This window comes from Siphonobacter sp. BAB-5405, assembly GCF_002872335.1.
Taxonomy (GTDB): Bacteria; Bacteroidota; Bacteroidia; order Cytophagales; family Spirosomataceae; genus Siphonobacter.
Genome location: NZ_NJAG01000001.1, coordinates 141564 through 156822 on the forward strand (window position 1 = coordinate 141564; position 15259 = coordinate 156822).

A 15259-nucleotide genomic window follows, 5' to 3' on the forward strand; every position below is an offset into this window, starting at 1 on the left:
CCACTCCCGTACAAACGACAGATAGTTAAGCCTTGAACTTTTCAAACTTCATACCAATTGAAACTTCACACCCCAAAAAAGAGCCCAGACGTACGAACACGTCCGGGCCTGTTTTTCAAATCTCAAACCATAATCAAACCTTAAAACGAGTAGCCTACCATCAGCATAAACCGTCGTCCGCTACCTCGGGTGTAGTTTTCGTTACTACCGAAGAACTGAGCGATATTGGTGTAGTAACTTGTGTTGAGCAGGTTTTCAACCCCCAGATTAAGTCGCACCTGCGTACTTACCTTATACCCAACGTTCAGATTCCAGAGGTTGTAGGATCGAATCCGTCCTTCGTAAATCGCATACGTCCCGTTAGCCCGGGGCATGAAGCGATCCCGGTCGCCCAATCGCCACCAGTTGAGGTCAACACTCAGGTTTTTAATACCCGTATAACGAGCATAAAGGGTGGTTTTATCGGGTGAGATACGGCTGGCGTTCAGGTAGGTCTCATAATCCCCATCCGAATTTTTATCCACTTTCCCTTCCGTAAAGGCATAATTTCCTCCGACAGAAAACGTCGATACCGGCGACCAGTCAAGCTGTGCTTCATAGCCCCAGACGCGTTCGGGAGCCCGCTCGGTGCTGTACACGCCTTCACCCAGGTCCACGAAGTTGGCTCCCAGCTTGGAGGTACTAACATACCCCGCCGCCGACAAGGAAAGTGTACCAACCTGACTACTAAAGCCGACTTCGTAATTATTAACAATAATGGGCTGCGTTTGGAGTTTTTCGATGGTATTCTCCTGAGCCGAACGCAGAATCCGACCTAAATCATAAATCGAAAACGCCTGTGAATAACTGACGAAGGGATTGAATGCTTTGTTTTTAGAGTAACGCAAACCGGCGTTGAAGACCAGGGCTTCGTAATCCAGATTTCCGCCTTTCACGAAAATGCTGCCCTGTCCGTTAGGTCCGGTCGCGAGTGTATTGAAGTCGGCAATTTTAGTTTTGATGTTTTCCGCCCGAACGCCCGCTTTCAGAGTTAGTCCTTCCATCAAAGCAGCACTCAGCTGAGCATAAGGGGCCAGGTTTCGCATGTTGATGTTCGGAACCCAGGCCCGACCGTCTACTAACGACTGCGAAGTCTGGTCGTTGAGCAAGTCAAAGCCGTAGGTAACGTCCCCCCGAATCCGACTGGCAATCACGAAAGGGCTGCTCAGATTGACCCGAAGTCCTTTTTTCTGGGAAGGAATCTGCGATTGGCCGGAACCGTAAAACGAAGCCGAGTTGGAATACACGGTCAGGAAATCCTGAAAGTATACACTAGCGTTGATACTGGTTCCGCCGATGATATTCCGACCGATGTACTGAAGGTTGGCGTTGTGGTTATGCCGGGTTCCTTCATCCACGCCTACACGTTTGCCAATTACGCCGATCGCAGGACTGACGCCATACTTACCCGGCTTTAGTACGTAATTGGAATGTTGATTGGAACCGTAGAAGTTATACATCCCTTCAATCCGATGCTTGCTGGAAATGTCGTAACCTATTTTCACGAATGCGTTGTAGATACGCGTTTCGCCCAGACCATACTCGGGCGAGATGACCTGACCTTCGCCATCCCGAAACACGCCCGTTTTCTCGTGCATACCACTCACTACGTAGTCTACTTTTCCGGTACGTCCGAAAAATTGCTGGGAAAAGCGGTAACCGAAGGTACTGTCACCCTGCGTATTACCCGTCATGGCCAGTTGCGTAGAGCCACCCGAATGGTCTTCCGGACGCACTTTCTTCGTGATATAATTAATCAGGCCGCCGTCGGCTCCATTACCATAAATGGAGGTCGCTCCTTTGATGACTTCAATGCGTTCAATCACGGAAGGGTCGATGGTACGAATATCGCGACCACCCGCCCGCAGGGGCGTTGATTGCGGAATGCCGTCGATCAGCACCAGTACGTTACGGCCCCGCAAGGTTTGGCCGCTATTACCAGTCTGGTTGGTGGAAGGAGCCAGTCCGGGTACCGTGTTCGAGAGAATGTTGGCAACGTTGGGACTAATGCCCGCCTGCGTTTCCAGTTCCTTCCCGGCAATCACCGTAACGGAAGAAGGCGTTTCTGCCAGCGTCTCCACCCGACGCCCCGCCGAAACGATCACTTCGGAAAGCTGTTTGTTGCTCTCTGTGGTTTGCAGCGTCACTTCATTTTTCTCACCCGCTATCAGCGTAATGGCTTGGCGTACGGTTTCATAGCCTACCCCACTGGCAATAATCGTATAGGATCCGGCGGTGGCTTTCATTGAAAAATTTCCGGCTTCGTCGGCGGTCGTGATGGCTCGAATGCGGCCCTCTTGTTCCAGCGAAATATTAATGAATGCAGCGAGTCCTTTTTCGGTGCGGACCGTTCCCTGAAGGGTAGTACGATCGGATTGAGCCTGAGCCGTAGTGAAGAAAAAGAAGGTTAAAAGAAGCAGATAGGGAAGTTTTAAATAGGGGTGCATGGAATTGACTAATTATGAACGCCCAAATTTATTTATATTTAGATTGATTACAGATAATAATTTTTCAAATTCCTATCCCCTCTTCGGCTTAGCGTGTTTTTACTTATATACGTTTAATACACTGGTCTTTAGGACAAGCAATGTTTTTTACTCCCACAATGAAGTTTGTGCAAGGGCTCCTTCCAGCCGCAGCAACCGATTTTTATGCACTAATCCACCCGCAAATCCTACGAGTTTACCCGACGCCCCCACGACCCGGTGACAGGGGGCCACAATCGAAATCGGATTACGATTCGCCGCACCACCCACGGCTCGTACCGCCTGCGGATTTCCCAGTTGTTGGGCAATCTCGCCGTAGGTGCGGGTTTGACCATAAGGAATGGTGAGCAAAGCTTGCCAGACTTGTTTCTGAAACTCGGTTCCGATAAAGTCCAGGGGCAAGGTGAACGTCTTTCGTTTTCCTGCAAAATATTCCTTTAACTGTTGTTCCGTTTCCAGCAATATCGGGTGTTGCTCGTTCGGCGTACCCAAACCAACGGAGACACGTTCGGGACGATCATTTTCCCACAGGATCGCAGCTAGCCCCTGATTACTGGCCACCAGTGTTAGCGAACCGACAGGCGAGGGTATCGTTTTGTAAGAAGTAGTCATCGTGTGTTAGACAAGCCCTGAAAAGTCAGGAACCAAGGTTTTCCAGTACGTAGGCCCTGACGCCATCGTAATCTTCCGCATCAAACCATTGAAAATGATCCTGATGGCGGAACCAGGTGAGTTGACGTTTGGCATACCGGCGACTATTCTGTTGGATTTTCTCAACCATGGTTTCGTACGCATACGTACCGTCGAAATAGTCGAATACTTCCTGATAGCCCACCGTTTTCAAGGCATAATGGTTTCGGTACCCGGCCACGCTTCGGACTTCTTCGACGAGTCCCTGCTGGATCATCGATTCCACCCGATTATTGATCCGGTCATACAGAATGGCCCGGTCGCGGGTCAGGCATATTTTCAGTATTCGGAAGGGACGCTCGACTTTGTGTCCGGTCCGGAAGCTGGAGTATGGTTTACCCGTCGCTAAACAAACTTCCAGAGCCCGTACGATGCGTTGGGTATTGTTGCGATCCACGTAGTCGAAATACGCCGGATCGAGCTGGCGGAGTTCATCGACCAAGGGGGTAATTCCCTCCTGCTCGAACCGTTCCATCAATTTTTTCCGAATGTCCAGATTCACTTCGGGCATTTCGTCCATGCCGTCGGTAATTACCTTGAGAAACAGGCCGGAACCACCCGTCAGGATGGCTACGTTGGTACGGGTAAAGATTTCCTGAATGGTTTGCAGGGCTTCGCGTTCAAAGTCACCTACGCTGAAATACTCGGCAATGGAGTGCGAATCGACGAAATGGTGCCGTATGCCCTGCCGCTCGGGCAGGCTGGGTTTAGCCGTACCGATGCTAAGTTCGCGGTAAAACTGCCGGGAATCCGCCGAAACGATTTCCGTGCCGAGTTCCTGGGCCAATCGTACGCACAATTCTGTTTTTCCAACGGCCGTCGGACCGGCGATTATTACTAAAGTAGGAAGACGCATAGCGAAACAAACGCGGCCCGAAACTGAGTCCAGACCGCGTTTTCAGGTATTAGTTACTGTTTTTCTGTTGATTTTTCCACCGCCACATGGCCCGGCTGGCCGTGGTTCGGTAGGGTCGCCAGTTTTCGGCGATTTCGATCATCCGCTTGCGAAGGTTCCGGTCTTTTTCCAGCCCATACACCAGCATCATGCCCTGCTGTACGCCCAGATCATCGACGGGAAATACGTCCGGACGCTGTAACGTAAAGATCAGAATCATTTCCACCGTCCAGCGGCCCACGCCTTTGATCTGGCTGAGGTAATCAACGAGGGCATCATCGTCATACTCGTCCCAGTTCTTGTTTTCCAGCTTTTCCTTCAACCAGAATTCCGCTACATTCTGCATGTAATGGGCTTTCGACTTGGACAAGCCCACCGAACGCAGCGTCTCAATATCCAAAGCTAAAAGTTGCTGTGGATGCGGGTACTCGCCGGGAAACAGGGTTAGAAATCGCTGAAAAATAACGGCAGCGGCCTTCGTCGACAACTGTTGGGAGACGATAGAATCGAGTAAGTCGTAGTATAAATCGCCCGTTGGCTCCGGGGCGGGTAAGGTTACCGCCGCCAGAACTTGAGCCAGTTTGGCGTCGCGATGAACCAGATGAACAAGTGCTTCCTGCATACATTTAATCCTGAGTTGGTGAATTAGTGGTGCGGTCCAGCCCTTTCAGCACCAGACCCAGCCCCACCACAGCCACGCAGCCAATGACGTTGAGCCAGAGAAAAGCCGTCAGATTCAGTACCCAGCACACGACTACCAGAATCTCGGCTCCCACTGCCGCCCAGAACGTAGCCTGGGCTCCAATCGACTTAAAGTAAAAGGCAACAACAAATACGCCCAGAACCGTTCCGTAGAACAGCGATCCCAGAATATTAACGGCTTCGATCAGGCTCCCCACGCGGCTGGCGTACATAGCAACCGCAATACTAAGCATGCCCCAAACCGCCGTACTGATTTTTGATACCCGGATGTAATGGGCTTCCGTACCGTTTTTGACCCACATGCGTCGGTAAATATCCACCACGAAGCTCGACGTAAGCGAACTGATGGCCGAAGCGATAGACCCCATCGAAGCGATAAAAATAATGGCAATTAGCAGGCCCACTACGCCCGGCGGCAGGTATTTCACCACAAAAGATAAAAATACGTAGTTGGTATCGTTGGCGTCGCCACCCTCGGCCTGTACCAGTTTTTTGGTTTGATTGCGAAGCTCCGTGGTTTGGTGGTCGAGCGTTTGGACGCGTTGTTGCAGGGAAGCAATCCCGCCTTCGTCTCCGCGTTCGAGGGCCGATTGCAATTGCGTCACGACCTGCTTTTTTTCCTCAAATCGCTGCGTATGCTCCCGCTGAAGCGTCTGGTATTGGGCGGTATGTTCGACTTTCTTTAAAGCCGTTTCGTTGAACAGCAAGGGGGGCTGATGAAACTGGTAGAAGACAAACACCAACGCTCCCACCAGCAGAATCAGAAACTGCATGGGAATTTTGACGATACCGTTCATGAGCAGGCCCAGCCGACTTTGTCCGATGGTTTCGCCCCCGAGGTACCGCCCGACCTGCGACTGGTCGGTACCGAAATAACTTAGCTGCAGGAAAAATCCGCCAATCAGTCCCGACCAGATGTTGTAGCGATCATTCCAGTCGAATTGCCAGTTGATGGTTTGTAGCTTCCCCATCTTTCCGGCCACTTCCAGCGTATCGACCAAACCCATGTTTTCGGGCAGGAGCCGTACGACCAGATACCCCGCCAGAAACATACCCCCGAGGACAATGAACATCTGCTGCACGTGCGTATAACTCACCGCCCGGCTACCGCCCAGCACGGTGTAGATCAGCAGAATGCCGCCCATGGCCAGATTCGTCCAGACAATATCCCAGCCAAAAATGGTCGATAGGATAATACTCGGAGCGTAGATACTGATGCCCGTGGAAAGCCAGCGGGGCAACAGAAACAGCAGGGCCGTGAGGGTACGGGTTTTCAGATCGAACCGCGTTTCGAGAAATTCATACGCGGTATAGACGTTTAGTCGATGGAAAATCGGAATAAAGGTAATGGAAATGACGACCATGGCCAGGGGCAGTCCGAAGTAGAACTGCACGAACCGCATGCCGTCGGTATAAGCCTGTCCCGGTCCCGACAGAAAGGTAACCGCCGAGGCCTGGGTAGCCATCACGCTCAGGCAGACGTGCCACCAGGTCAGCGTATGGCCGCCCGTCAGGTAGGTTTCCAGGTTTTGTTGCTGTCGACTGCGGTAGATGCCGTAACCTACAATGAAGGTTAGGGTAACGCCCAGTACGATCCAATCGAGTAAAGACATATACTCAAGGGTAAAGAGGTGTTTTTGGGTTTATTCGTTGGTTTTTGTTGGATCAATTTCTACGGGAATCGATGCTATGCTTTCGTCCCTACTGGGGTTTGGTGCATATAGACCGGGTTTGGTCCTGCTTACTGGCCGACTAGTAGCCCGTGAGCCTCTCCATGCCTGACAACAGCCCGCTTCAGGCCACCGCGTTGCGGCTGTCGTAGGGCATTCCGTTGCTCACGGGCGGGAGAGATTTTCATCTTCTGACAATAGTTACCGGTCATTAGTTGATAGTTGTTTTGCACATACAAATACCTTCATGGACGACATAAACCCGAACCCGTCCTATCGCGAAAAGCCGCCTTTTTCATCCGCAATGCGGTGGCCTAGTGCAGGATGAAAAGAGCGGTGTTCGCGATACGGACTAAAAAACCAGCCGTGCTTGCGGGACGAAATACTGATCCTGTAATACTCGTTTATTGTTAACAATTCCCTGTATGGAAATACGGACTAAAAGATCAGCCATCTCAGCGGGACGAAAATAGCTACCCATCCACTTAAAACCCGTTAGGAAAACGCCTCTGTAAACCACCAGAACAGCCCAATCATCAAGATAAGATTAGCGATGACTAAGGCATAGAGCTGCTGCCAGGACCGGATAAAGGGTGGCAGGCTTTCACGATCTTCATTCTTCATCATGTCCGTATGCAATCAATCCATAAAGGATGCAAACTGCCCAATTTTGAGCACTTGACCAACTTTTAGCCGTAATCCCTTCTGGAAAGGGAACGAAGAAGCCGGGCAGTTTTTGTACCTCCCGCCGATAACTTTTACGCCCGACTGTCGACTCTCTACTCTTTCATCTATTTTTGCGGCTATGGTACAGATCGCCCCTATTACCGAAAGCCTGCCCGCTTTCCTTGCCTCGCACTCCTTTTCTCAGGTAGCCGTTCTGGTGGACGAGCAAACCTTTCAGCACTGCTATCCCCGCATTCAGGCTTTACTGCCCCCGCATACGCTGATTCAGATTCGTTCGGGTGAAAACGAAAAACACCTGGAAACGGCCACGCAAATCTGGGAAGGGCTTACGAAAGCGGCTTTCGATCGCCACAGCCTGCTGATCAATCTTGGCGGCGGCGTTATTGGCGATATGGGTGGCTTCTGTGCGGCGACCTACAAACGGGGGATTGCCTTTATTCAAATCCCCTCGACCTTACTTTCGCAGGTCGATGCCAGCGTAGGCGGCAAACTGGGTATTGATTTCCAGGGACTAAAAAATCATATTGGCGTCTTCCAGATTCCCGAAGCTGTTTTGATTGATGCCGATTTTCTGGCTACGCTCCCGCCCCGCGAGCTTCGGTCGGGTTTTGCCGAGATTATCAAACATTGTCTCATCGCCGATGCGGCTAAATGGGAGGAACTCCGTCAACAAAGCTGGGAAACGCAGAACTGGACGGACCTGATCGCTCATTCCGTCGCCATTAAAGAACGGGTGACGCAGGCTGACCCCACGGAAAAAGGAATACGGAAGATTCTTAATTTTGGACATACCCTCGGCCACGCCATCGAAACGTATTTTCTGGAAGATCCCGAAAAGCGGCTCCTGCACGGAGAAGCCATTGCGGCGGGCATGCTGACAGAGGCGTTTCTGAGTCGGCAACGGGGCTGGCTGACGGAAGAACAATTCGCCACGATTCAATCGTACCTGCTTCAAACCTACGGCAAAGCCCAGATTCCTACCGATGCCTTCGAGGCAATCGTCGAATTAACGGCTCAGGACAAGAAAAACCGGGGTAAGGAAGTTCGGTTCTCCCTACTCGAGGGCATTGGTAGCTGTCGCTTCGACATTCCCGTATCCAACTCCGAAATGCAGGAAGCTCTGACGTACTACGCGGGCCTGTAAGGGCGTCGTTTCAAATCGGTTCCCTATGCATATTATTACCTTCCTTCAACAGCACTTACCCTTATCTGCGGAAGTCGTCGAAGAGCTTCAGAAAATTATTGTTCGGGAACACCTTCCGAAAAACCACGTGCTGGTCCGGCCGGGCCAGCACTGTCGAAGGCTCTTTTTCATTGAAGAAGGTCTCATTCGGGAACATTATCAAAGCCTCTCGGGGAAAGAAACGACGTACCGCTTTCATACGGAAGACAATTTCGTAACGGCAGACGAAAGTTTCATCGACGGTCAACCCAGTCAGTATTACCTGGAAACCCTGGAGGAGACAACGCTGTGTTCCATCTCGCACGAAGACTTTGAGCAGTTACTCAAACGGCATCCCCTTTTCGAGCAATTGCACGTACTGGTCATGCACCAGGTGATGCGGGAAATGAAGGAACGCATCACGGCCCTGCAATTTCAAACGGCCACCGAACGCTACGAGTCGTTACTCCAAAATCAACCCTCCATTTTTCAGCGGGTCAGCCTGGGTCATATTGCTTCGTACCTCGGCATCTCGCAGGAGACGTTGAGTCGGATTCGGAGTAAAAAGTAGGCATAGCCTAGAAATTTGAAAATCCGTAGCGGATGCTATGGATAACGCAGACTGCCGTTCTCAATACCAGTCTTCCAAAGAAATATACCTTAGAAGCAGCAGCAGAATCTACTCCTCTGTAAAAATCACTTTATCTCCCCTTTCCAAGGAGCGAGTTATCCGTAGCATCTGCTACGGACGCCCAAATTAGTAGGCTCCGCCTACCTCCCTTCGCTTTTTGACTTTTATCAAAGAGCCTGGCGTAAATCTTTCCGAGCTTTGCATGCACAACCCGAAAGCAGTGTTATGAAAGCCCTGAATTTCACGCAGCAAAGCAGCCCTATACCGGATCGACACTGGATCTTTTTATCAACGTCGTACTCCCTGCATTCGCTGATTGATTTGCTAAAAACTCTACTGAATCGCCACCAGCCGTGTACCGTCATTCATGGCCTGACGCAGCTGAATTCTCCGTTTTTTCCCGACGAGCTTACCCGTCTCGAATCGACGTTTCGTGGCCTTTTGAAAACGTATTATGTATTCGGCAGTCCTACACCAGCTTACCCGGCGTTAGACCTGCTCGAATCGCTCACCAATACATTCCCCGTATCAGAACTAAGTTTTATTCTGACGGATACGGAAGAATGGGTTGACAGTGTCCTTGAACACTTACTCTTTTTAGAAATCCCCCAATCACAAATTCACCTACTGGAAACGATTAATTAATGCAGCCATGAATACCAAATCTTATTTTCCCATCGGTTTAGCGGCCATTCTACTCGGCAGTTGTCAGAGCAAACCCGCACCTGAAACCGCCACCGCCGATCCGGCCGTACCGGTCATTACGCAAACAGTTAGTCGATCTTCTTCAGAAAATCAGATTTCGATTAGCGGAAACGTCGAAGGAAACCGGACCGTCAAACTCGGTTTTCTCGTGGCGGGAAAAATCAACTACATCGCGGCTACGGAAGGCCAGCCCGTAGTCGCTGGAAAAGTACTCGCCAGTCTGGACCCTACCAGTTACCGGCTCGGCGTGGACGCGGCTACCGCCAGCGTCAATCAGGTGCAGGACGAGTACAACCGGCTCAAGCTTATGCACGACCGCAACAGCCTGAGCGATGCCGATTTCGCCAAAGTCTCTAACGGACTCAAACAGGCTCAGGCCCAGGCCGGACTCCAGAAAAAGAACCTTTCGGATACCAAACTCTACGCTCCGTTCTCGGGCGTACTGCTCAAAAAGAATACGGAGATTGGTGAAATCGTAGGTTCGGGAATGCCCCTGTTTATCGTTTCAGACATCCAGAAAGTAAAAGTCAACGCGGCCATTCCGGAATCGGAATTACAGCGGGTGAAAATCGGTCAGTCAGCTCAGGTGTACATCTCAGCCCTCGACAGCACCTTCACCGGAAAAGTGACTGAAGTAGGTTCCGCCGCCGATGCGACGACGCGTTCGTTTTCGGTGAAAATCGAATTACGCAATCCGAAGCTCCTGATTCGTCCCGGTATGGTGGCCGAAGTGAAACTGCCTTCAACGCAGAAAACGGAATCGCTAACCTTACCCGCCGAAGCCGTCTTGCACGATACCGATAATTCTTCCTACGTTTTTGTAGCCGATTCGCAGAAAAAGCAGGCCTTTAAACGTCGCGTATCCATCGGTCGCCTGCTGGATTCTACCATTGAAATTACTTCGGGTTTACAGCCGGGCGAGCTGGTCATTACGGGTGGACAGCAAAAAATCCACGACGGTTCCGCCGTTCAGCTTACCAATACCCAGCCTTAACGTATACAAAACATCGTTCAATTTTATTTAACGGACGTATACGCTTCTTACTCTACAGGCCTTATCCAGTGTAGATCATGAATTTTGTCAAATCATCCCTAAAATATTCGCAGGTTACGCTGACGGTACTGCTGATGGTTTTTGCCGTTGGTGTACATTCCCTGCTGACCATGCCCCGCCGGGAAGACCCCAAGATTACCATTCGTACGGGTCTGGTACTGGCGTATTTCCCCGGAGCGAATTCCGCTCAGGTGGAAGATCAGGTTACGAAAAAGCTGGAGCAATACCTGTTTCAGTTTGAAGAAGTCAAGAAATCCAAAACCTTCTCCACGACCCGCGACGGTGCCGTCGTCATTAATGTGGAGCTGGAGGACAAAGTAAAAGACCCGGACGTATTCTGGAGTAAACTGCGGCACGAATTACTCGTCGCCAAAACGCTGGCTCTGCCCGAAGGTGTACGTGGCCCGATCGTCAACTCCGATTTCGGTGATACGGAAGCTCTGGTTATCGGGATTGAATCCGATCAGGCTTCGTACAACGAGTTGAAAGACTATCTACAGAAAGTAGAAGATCAGCTCCGGACGCTGCCCGCCGTGTCGAAAATCAAACGTATTGGCGAGCAGAAAGAACAGATCGTCATTACGAGCAATTCCGAAAAACTGGCTCAGTACGGCATCAAGTTCACGCAGGTGATGAACGTACTGAAATCCCAGAATGCCATTAGTCCGACGGGAAATGTGAAAACCGGAACGGCGGAGGTACCGCTCTACGCCAACGGTGGTTACAGCACCGAAAGCCAGATAGCCAGTCAGATTATCGGTACTTCCAAAACCGGAGACGTGATTCGACTCGGCGACGTAGCCCGCATCACCCGTCAGTACCAGGACCCCACGAGTACGACAACCGTAAACGGACACCGGGCCCTGATGCTGGCCGTGGAAATGCACGAAGGAAACAACATTGTGTCGTTCGGTAAGGACGTTGATGCTCAGCTGGAAGCCGTGCAGAAATTATTACCGAGTACCGTGAAACTGACTACGATTGTTAATCAGCCGCATCTGGTGGATGAGAACGTTGGTCACTTCATCCGGGAATTTTTCCTGGCTATTGTTTCGGTCGTGATTGTCGTGATTTTGCTCCTGCCCTTCCGCATTGCGGCGGTGGCGGCCATGGCGATTCCGATGACGGTTGCCGTCACTTTTGCCCTGCTGCACGCCTTTGGTATCGAGCTGCATCAGGTATCGCTGGCGGCCTTGATTGTGGTACTGGGCATGGTCGTCGATGATGCCATCGTCATTGCCGATAACTACGTGGAACTGCTCGATGAAGGACTGGACCGCTGGACGGCCGCCTGGCGGAGTGCCAGTGATCTGGTAGTTCCCGTATTTGCAGCGACGATTACGATCATTGCTTCCTTTATGCCGATGGTTATTCTGTCGGGCTCGGTGGGTGAATTCATTTTTGCTCTGCCCATTACGGTGGCCATTGCCTTGTCGGCTTCGTTCATCGTCGCCATGATTCTGACGCCACTGCTGTGTTATACCTTCATCAAAAAAGGCTTACACGATCCTTCCGAAGCGAACAAGAAGAAACGTACGTCCCTGCTGGATCGGATGCAGAATGGCTACAACGCGGCCATCGACTGGTGCATGCGTCATTCCGGCGTAACGATTCTAGGCAGTTTGCTCACAATCGCACTGGCGGGTTTACTCTTCACGACGATCCGTCAGAAGTTTTTCCCGGCGGCGGAGCGAAATCAGTTCGTCGTGGAATTGTGGATGCCGACGGGTACGAAACTTGATAAAACCCGGGCAGCCATCAGTAAAATTGAAAACGTTGTCAAGAAAGATCAGCGGGTAACGAGTTACGCCACTTTTGCCGGAACAAGTGCTCCCCGATTTTATTACAACTTTTCGCCCGAAGTACCCGTCACCAATTACGCCCAGATTCTGATCAATACCACGGATATTGCCAGTACGCAGGCGATGGCGGAAGAACTGACCCGTCAGGTCGATGCCCTGGTGCCCGAAGGACGTCCGCAGGTGAAACTCATGCAACAGGGTACGGTTACCAAAGCTCCGGTGGAAGTACGCATCGTGGGCGACGATCTGCCGACGCTCAAGCAAATCGGCGTACAGGTAGATAGTGTTCTGCGAAATACACCCGGCAGTGCATGGTGCGTACCGATTTTATGGAAGATTATTACGGGGTGAATATCAACCTCAAGGGTGAAGCCAACCGACTGGGCTTTACCACCTCCAGTATCGGGCAAACGATTTACGCCGGTTTCAACGGGGCTCCCGTGACCACCTTGTACGAAGGCACAACACCCGTGGATCTGGTGGTACGGCTGGACGAAACCAACCGCCGCAACTTCGATGATTTGCTCAACACGTACCTCTCCTCGCCCGTCACAGGAGCTTCGGTACCCCTGCGGCAAATCGCTGATCTGCAGCCCGCCTGGCAAACGGGCCGCATCATGCACCGCAACGGCGTTCGAACGCTGACGGTCCAAAGCGAAACGCAGGCCAATTTGTTGCCCTCGGAATTGCTAAAAGCGGTTCAACCCAAAATTGAGTCGCTGAAATTGCCCGCTGGTTACCGCATCGAATACGGGGGCGAGTACGAAGGACAGAAAGAAACGTTCAGCCAGATGGTTGTAGTCATGGTGATCAGTATCGTCCTGATATTCCTGATTCTGTTGTTCCAGTTCCGGAATATTAAGGAAGCTCTGCTGGTGATGCTGACCATTCCGCTGAGTTTGTTCGGAGCTTTCTTGGGACTGATTCTCACGCATAACAACTTTGGCTTTACGGCTTTCGTCGGACTGATCAGTTTATCTGGGATTGTGGTACGGAATGCGATCATTCTTGTCGATCATACCAACGAACTGCTCAAACACGGCATGGACATTCCTACTGCCGCCGCCGAATCAGGAAAACGACGCTTACGTCCGATCTTCCTGACGGCCATGGCCGCTGCCATTGGCGTATTACCCATGATTCTCTCGGGATCGCCCATGTGGAGTCCGTTGGCGAGTGTGATTGCCGTGGGCGTGGTCTGGTCGATGATTATGGCCCTGCTGACGGTACCCGTGCTGTACGTGAAAATGATTAAACCGAAAGACAAAGCGTATCTGATGAGCGTTGGCCGCGATACGCAACCCGTCTAAGTCTTTTCAACCCATTCCATTAAAACCCATGAAAAAGGTTTTGTTATACAGCTTTCTGCTCGGCTCGGCGTGGTCCGTACAAGCCCAGGAAGTACTCTCGCTGGAAGAAGCCAAAAGTCAGGCTTTACAGCACAATCGCTTGCTGAGTATTCAGAAAGAGAAAGTCCGCGAAAGCGAATACAAAGTCACGGAAGCCAAGACGAAGAATAAACCACAATTTCTGGCTTCGGGCATGTATGTCTTCAACGGGATTACGAAAGATCTGGCGATTCCCGCCGGAGCCTTTGGTCAGGTCGGAGGCACGTATCTACCGCAACAACCCGTTCCCTTATTTCAGAGTAAACACAACCTCTTTCTCGGCTCGGTTGGAGCGTACCAGCCCATCAGTCAGCTTGGAAAAATCAAAGTGGGGGTAAAAGCCGCCGAAGCCGACGTACGCATCGCCCAGACGCAGGTAACCAAAGCTGAATTGGAAGTACTCCAGGGCGTAGAAAAGCTGTATTACGGCGTGCTGATTACTCAGAAGCAGCTCGACGAAGCCAACGCCAACGTGCAGCTTACCCAGGCCAAGCTGTACGACGTAGAAAGTGCCCTGCTGGCGGGAAAAACCGACGAAGTATACAAAGTAGGTTTACAGGCCGATCTGGCCAACCAGCAGCAAAAAGTGGTGCAGATCCTGAACCAGATGGAAGATTACGAGGCGGATCTGAAAGTTGTACTCGGGGTGCCGGATACGGATTCCTTACGGCTCACTGACGTTAGCGTGGCTGGACTGGCCGTACAACCGCTGAATACCTATCTGGAAGAAGCCCGTCAGTCTAACCCGGACGTAAAATTGGCGACGCAAACCATCGAAAAAGTGGAGTACGGCATTGAAGCCGCCCGCAAGGACAAGTTGCCTAACGTCGGCGTACTGGCTGGCTACAATTACCAGAACGTCATTTCGGATTTACCAGCGAATAATTACTTCCTGGGACTGAACGTAAGCTGGAACATCTATGATTTCGGTAAACGGCGTTCGGAAGAAAATCAGCGGCTTTCGCAGAAGAAACAGGCCGAAGCCTATCAGGCTCATACGCAGGAAGACGTAGCCGCTAAAATCAGTAAAGCGTACCGAAAAGTGACACAGTCGCAACGCCTCATTACGGTGGCTCAACAGGCGGTTACCCTACGTCGCGAGGAAGTACGGATGAAAACCAATGCGAAAGAAGCGGGATTGAAACTGGAAAAAGATTTGCTGGAATCGAAGGCGAGTCTGGCGAAGGCGGAGCAGGATCTGTACGGGGCTCAACTGGCCTATCGGCTGGCCCTTGCGGAATTGAATACGCTGGCGGGTATTCGCTAGAAAAGCTTACAGGAAAGAAAACGGCGGGCGGAAGTTTGCCGTTTTTTTTATGCATATGTGCAACGGGCGGCAAGGGATTCG

General features: G+C 51.3%; 12 protein-coding genes. 7 read left to right on the forward strand and 5 right to left on the reverse strand.

The features are described from left to right. Nucleotides 1-140 precede the first annotated feature (140 nt). The 5 genes from BWI97_RS00570 to BWI97_RS00590 all read right to left on the reverse strand — a co-directional run bounded on the left by BWI97_RS00570 (nucleotide 141) and on the right by BWI97_RS00590 (nucleotide 6425). Nucleotides 141-2486, reverse strand: coding sequence for a TonB-dependent receptor (locus BWI97_RS00570; RefSeq protein ID WP_102199646.1), 2346 nt, complete (start codon nucleotides 2484-2486; stop codon nucleotides 141-143). A 147-nt stretch (nucleotides 2487-2633) separates the two neighbouring features. Then, nucleotides 2634-3137 carry a methylated-DNA--[protein]-cysteine S-methyltransferase gene (locus tag BWI97_RS00575; RefSeq protein ID WP_102199647.1) on the reverse strand — a complete coding sequence of 168 codons (504 nt, stop codon included), beginning with the start codon at nucleotides 3135-3137 and terminating at the stop codon, nucleotides 2634-2636. A gap of 25 nt (nucleotides 3138-3162) precedes the next feature. Then, nucleotides 3163-4071 carry a tRNA (adenosine(37)-N6)-dimethylallyltransferase MiaA gene (miaA, locus tag BWI97_RS00580; RefSeq protein WP_102199648.1) on the reverse strand — a complete coding sequence of 303 codons (909 nt, stop codon included), beginning with the start codon at nucleotides 4069-4071 and terminating at the stop codon, nucleotides 3163-3165. A 49-nt stretch (nucleotides 4072-4120) separates the two neighbouring features. After that, nucleotides 4121-4732, reverse strand: a complete 612-nt coding sequence (locus tag BWI97_RS00585) for a DNA-3-methyladenine glycosylase (protein WP_102199649.1) — start codon at nucleotides 4730-4732, stop codon at nucleotides 4121-4123. 4 nt (nucleotides 4733-4736) lie between these two features. Beyond that, complete coding sequence (locus tag BWI97_RS00590) at nucleotides 4737-6425, reverse strand: sodium:solute symporter (protein ID WP_102199650.1); 1689 nt, start codon at nucleotides 6423-6425, stop codon at nucleotides 4737-4739. Between the two features lie 862 nt (nucleotides 6426-7287). Between BWI97_RS00590 and aroB the strand changes: the two genes are divergently transcribed. The 7 genes from aroB to BWI97_RS00620 all read left to right on the forward strand — a co-directional run bounded on the left by aroB (nucleotide 7288) and on the right by BWI97_RS00620 (nucleotide 15178). Next, on the forward strand, nucleotides 7288-8313 hold the full coding sequence (gene aroB / locus BWI97_RS00595; RefSeq protein WP_102199651.1) for a 3-dehydroquinate synthase: 1026 nt from the start codon (nucleotides 7288-7290) through the stop codon (nucleotides 8311-8313). Between the two features lie 25 nt (nucleotides 8314-8338). Continuing rightward, nucleotides 8339-8902 (forward strand): Crp/Fnr family transcriptional regulator, encoded by a 564-nt coding sequence (locus BWI97_RS00600; RefSeq protein WP_094813010.1) that lies wholly within the window; start codon nucleotides 8339-8341, stop codon nucleotides 8900-8902. 285 nt (nucleotides 8903-9187) lie between these two features. After that, a complete protein-coding gene (locus BWI97_RS00605; RefSeq protein WP_094813007.1) occupies nucleotides 9188-9607 on the forward strand; it encodes a hypothetical protein in 420 nt (139 codons plus the stop codon). Between the two features lie 7 nt (nucleotides 9608-9614). Next, on the forward strand, nucleotides 9615-10661 hold the full coding sequence (locus BWI97_RS00610; protein WP_102199652.1) for an efflux RND transporter periplasmic adaptor subunit: 1047 nt from the start codon (nucleotides 9615-9617) through the stop codon (nucleotides 10659-10661). Between the two features lie 77 nt (nucleotides 10662-10738). Next, nucleotides 10739-12874 (forward strand): efflux RND transporter permease subunit, encoded by a 2136-nt coding sequence (locus tag BWI97_RS28880; RefSeq protein ID WP_255402534.1) that lies wholly within the window; start codon nucleotides 10739-10741, stop codon nucleotides 12872-12874. Next, nucleotides 12835-13833: an efflux RND transporter permease subunit gene (locus tag BWI97_RS28885; protein WP_255402535.1), complete on the forward strand. Its 999-nt coding sequence runs from the start codon at nucleotides 12835-12837 to the stop codon at nucleotides 13831-13833. The genes BWI97_RS28880 and BWI97_RS28885 overlap by 40 nt, the downstream gene beginning before the upstream one ends. A 28-nt stretch (nucleotides 13834-13861) precedes the next feature. Continuing rightward, on the forward strand, nucleotides 13862-15178 hold the full coding sequence (locus BWI97_RS00620) for a TolC family protein (protein WP_102199653.1): 1317 nt from the start codon (nucleotides 13862-13864) through the stop codon (nucleotides 15176-15178). Nucleotides 15179-15259: the final 81 nt, after the last annotated feature.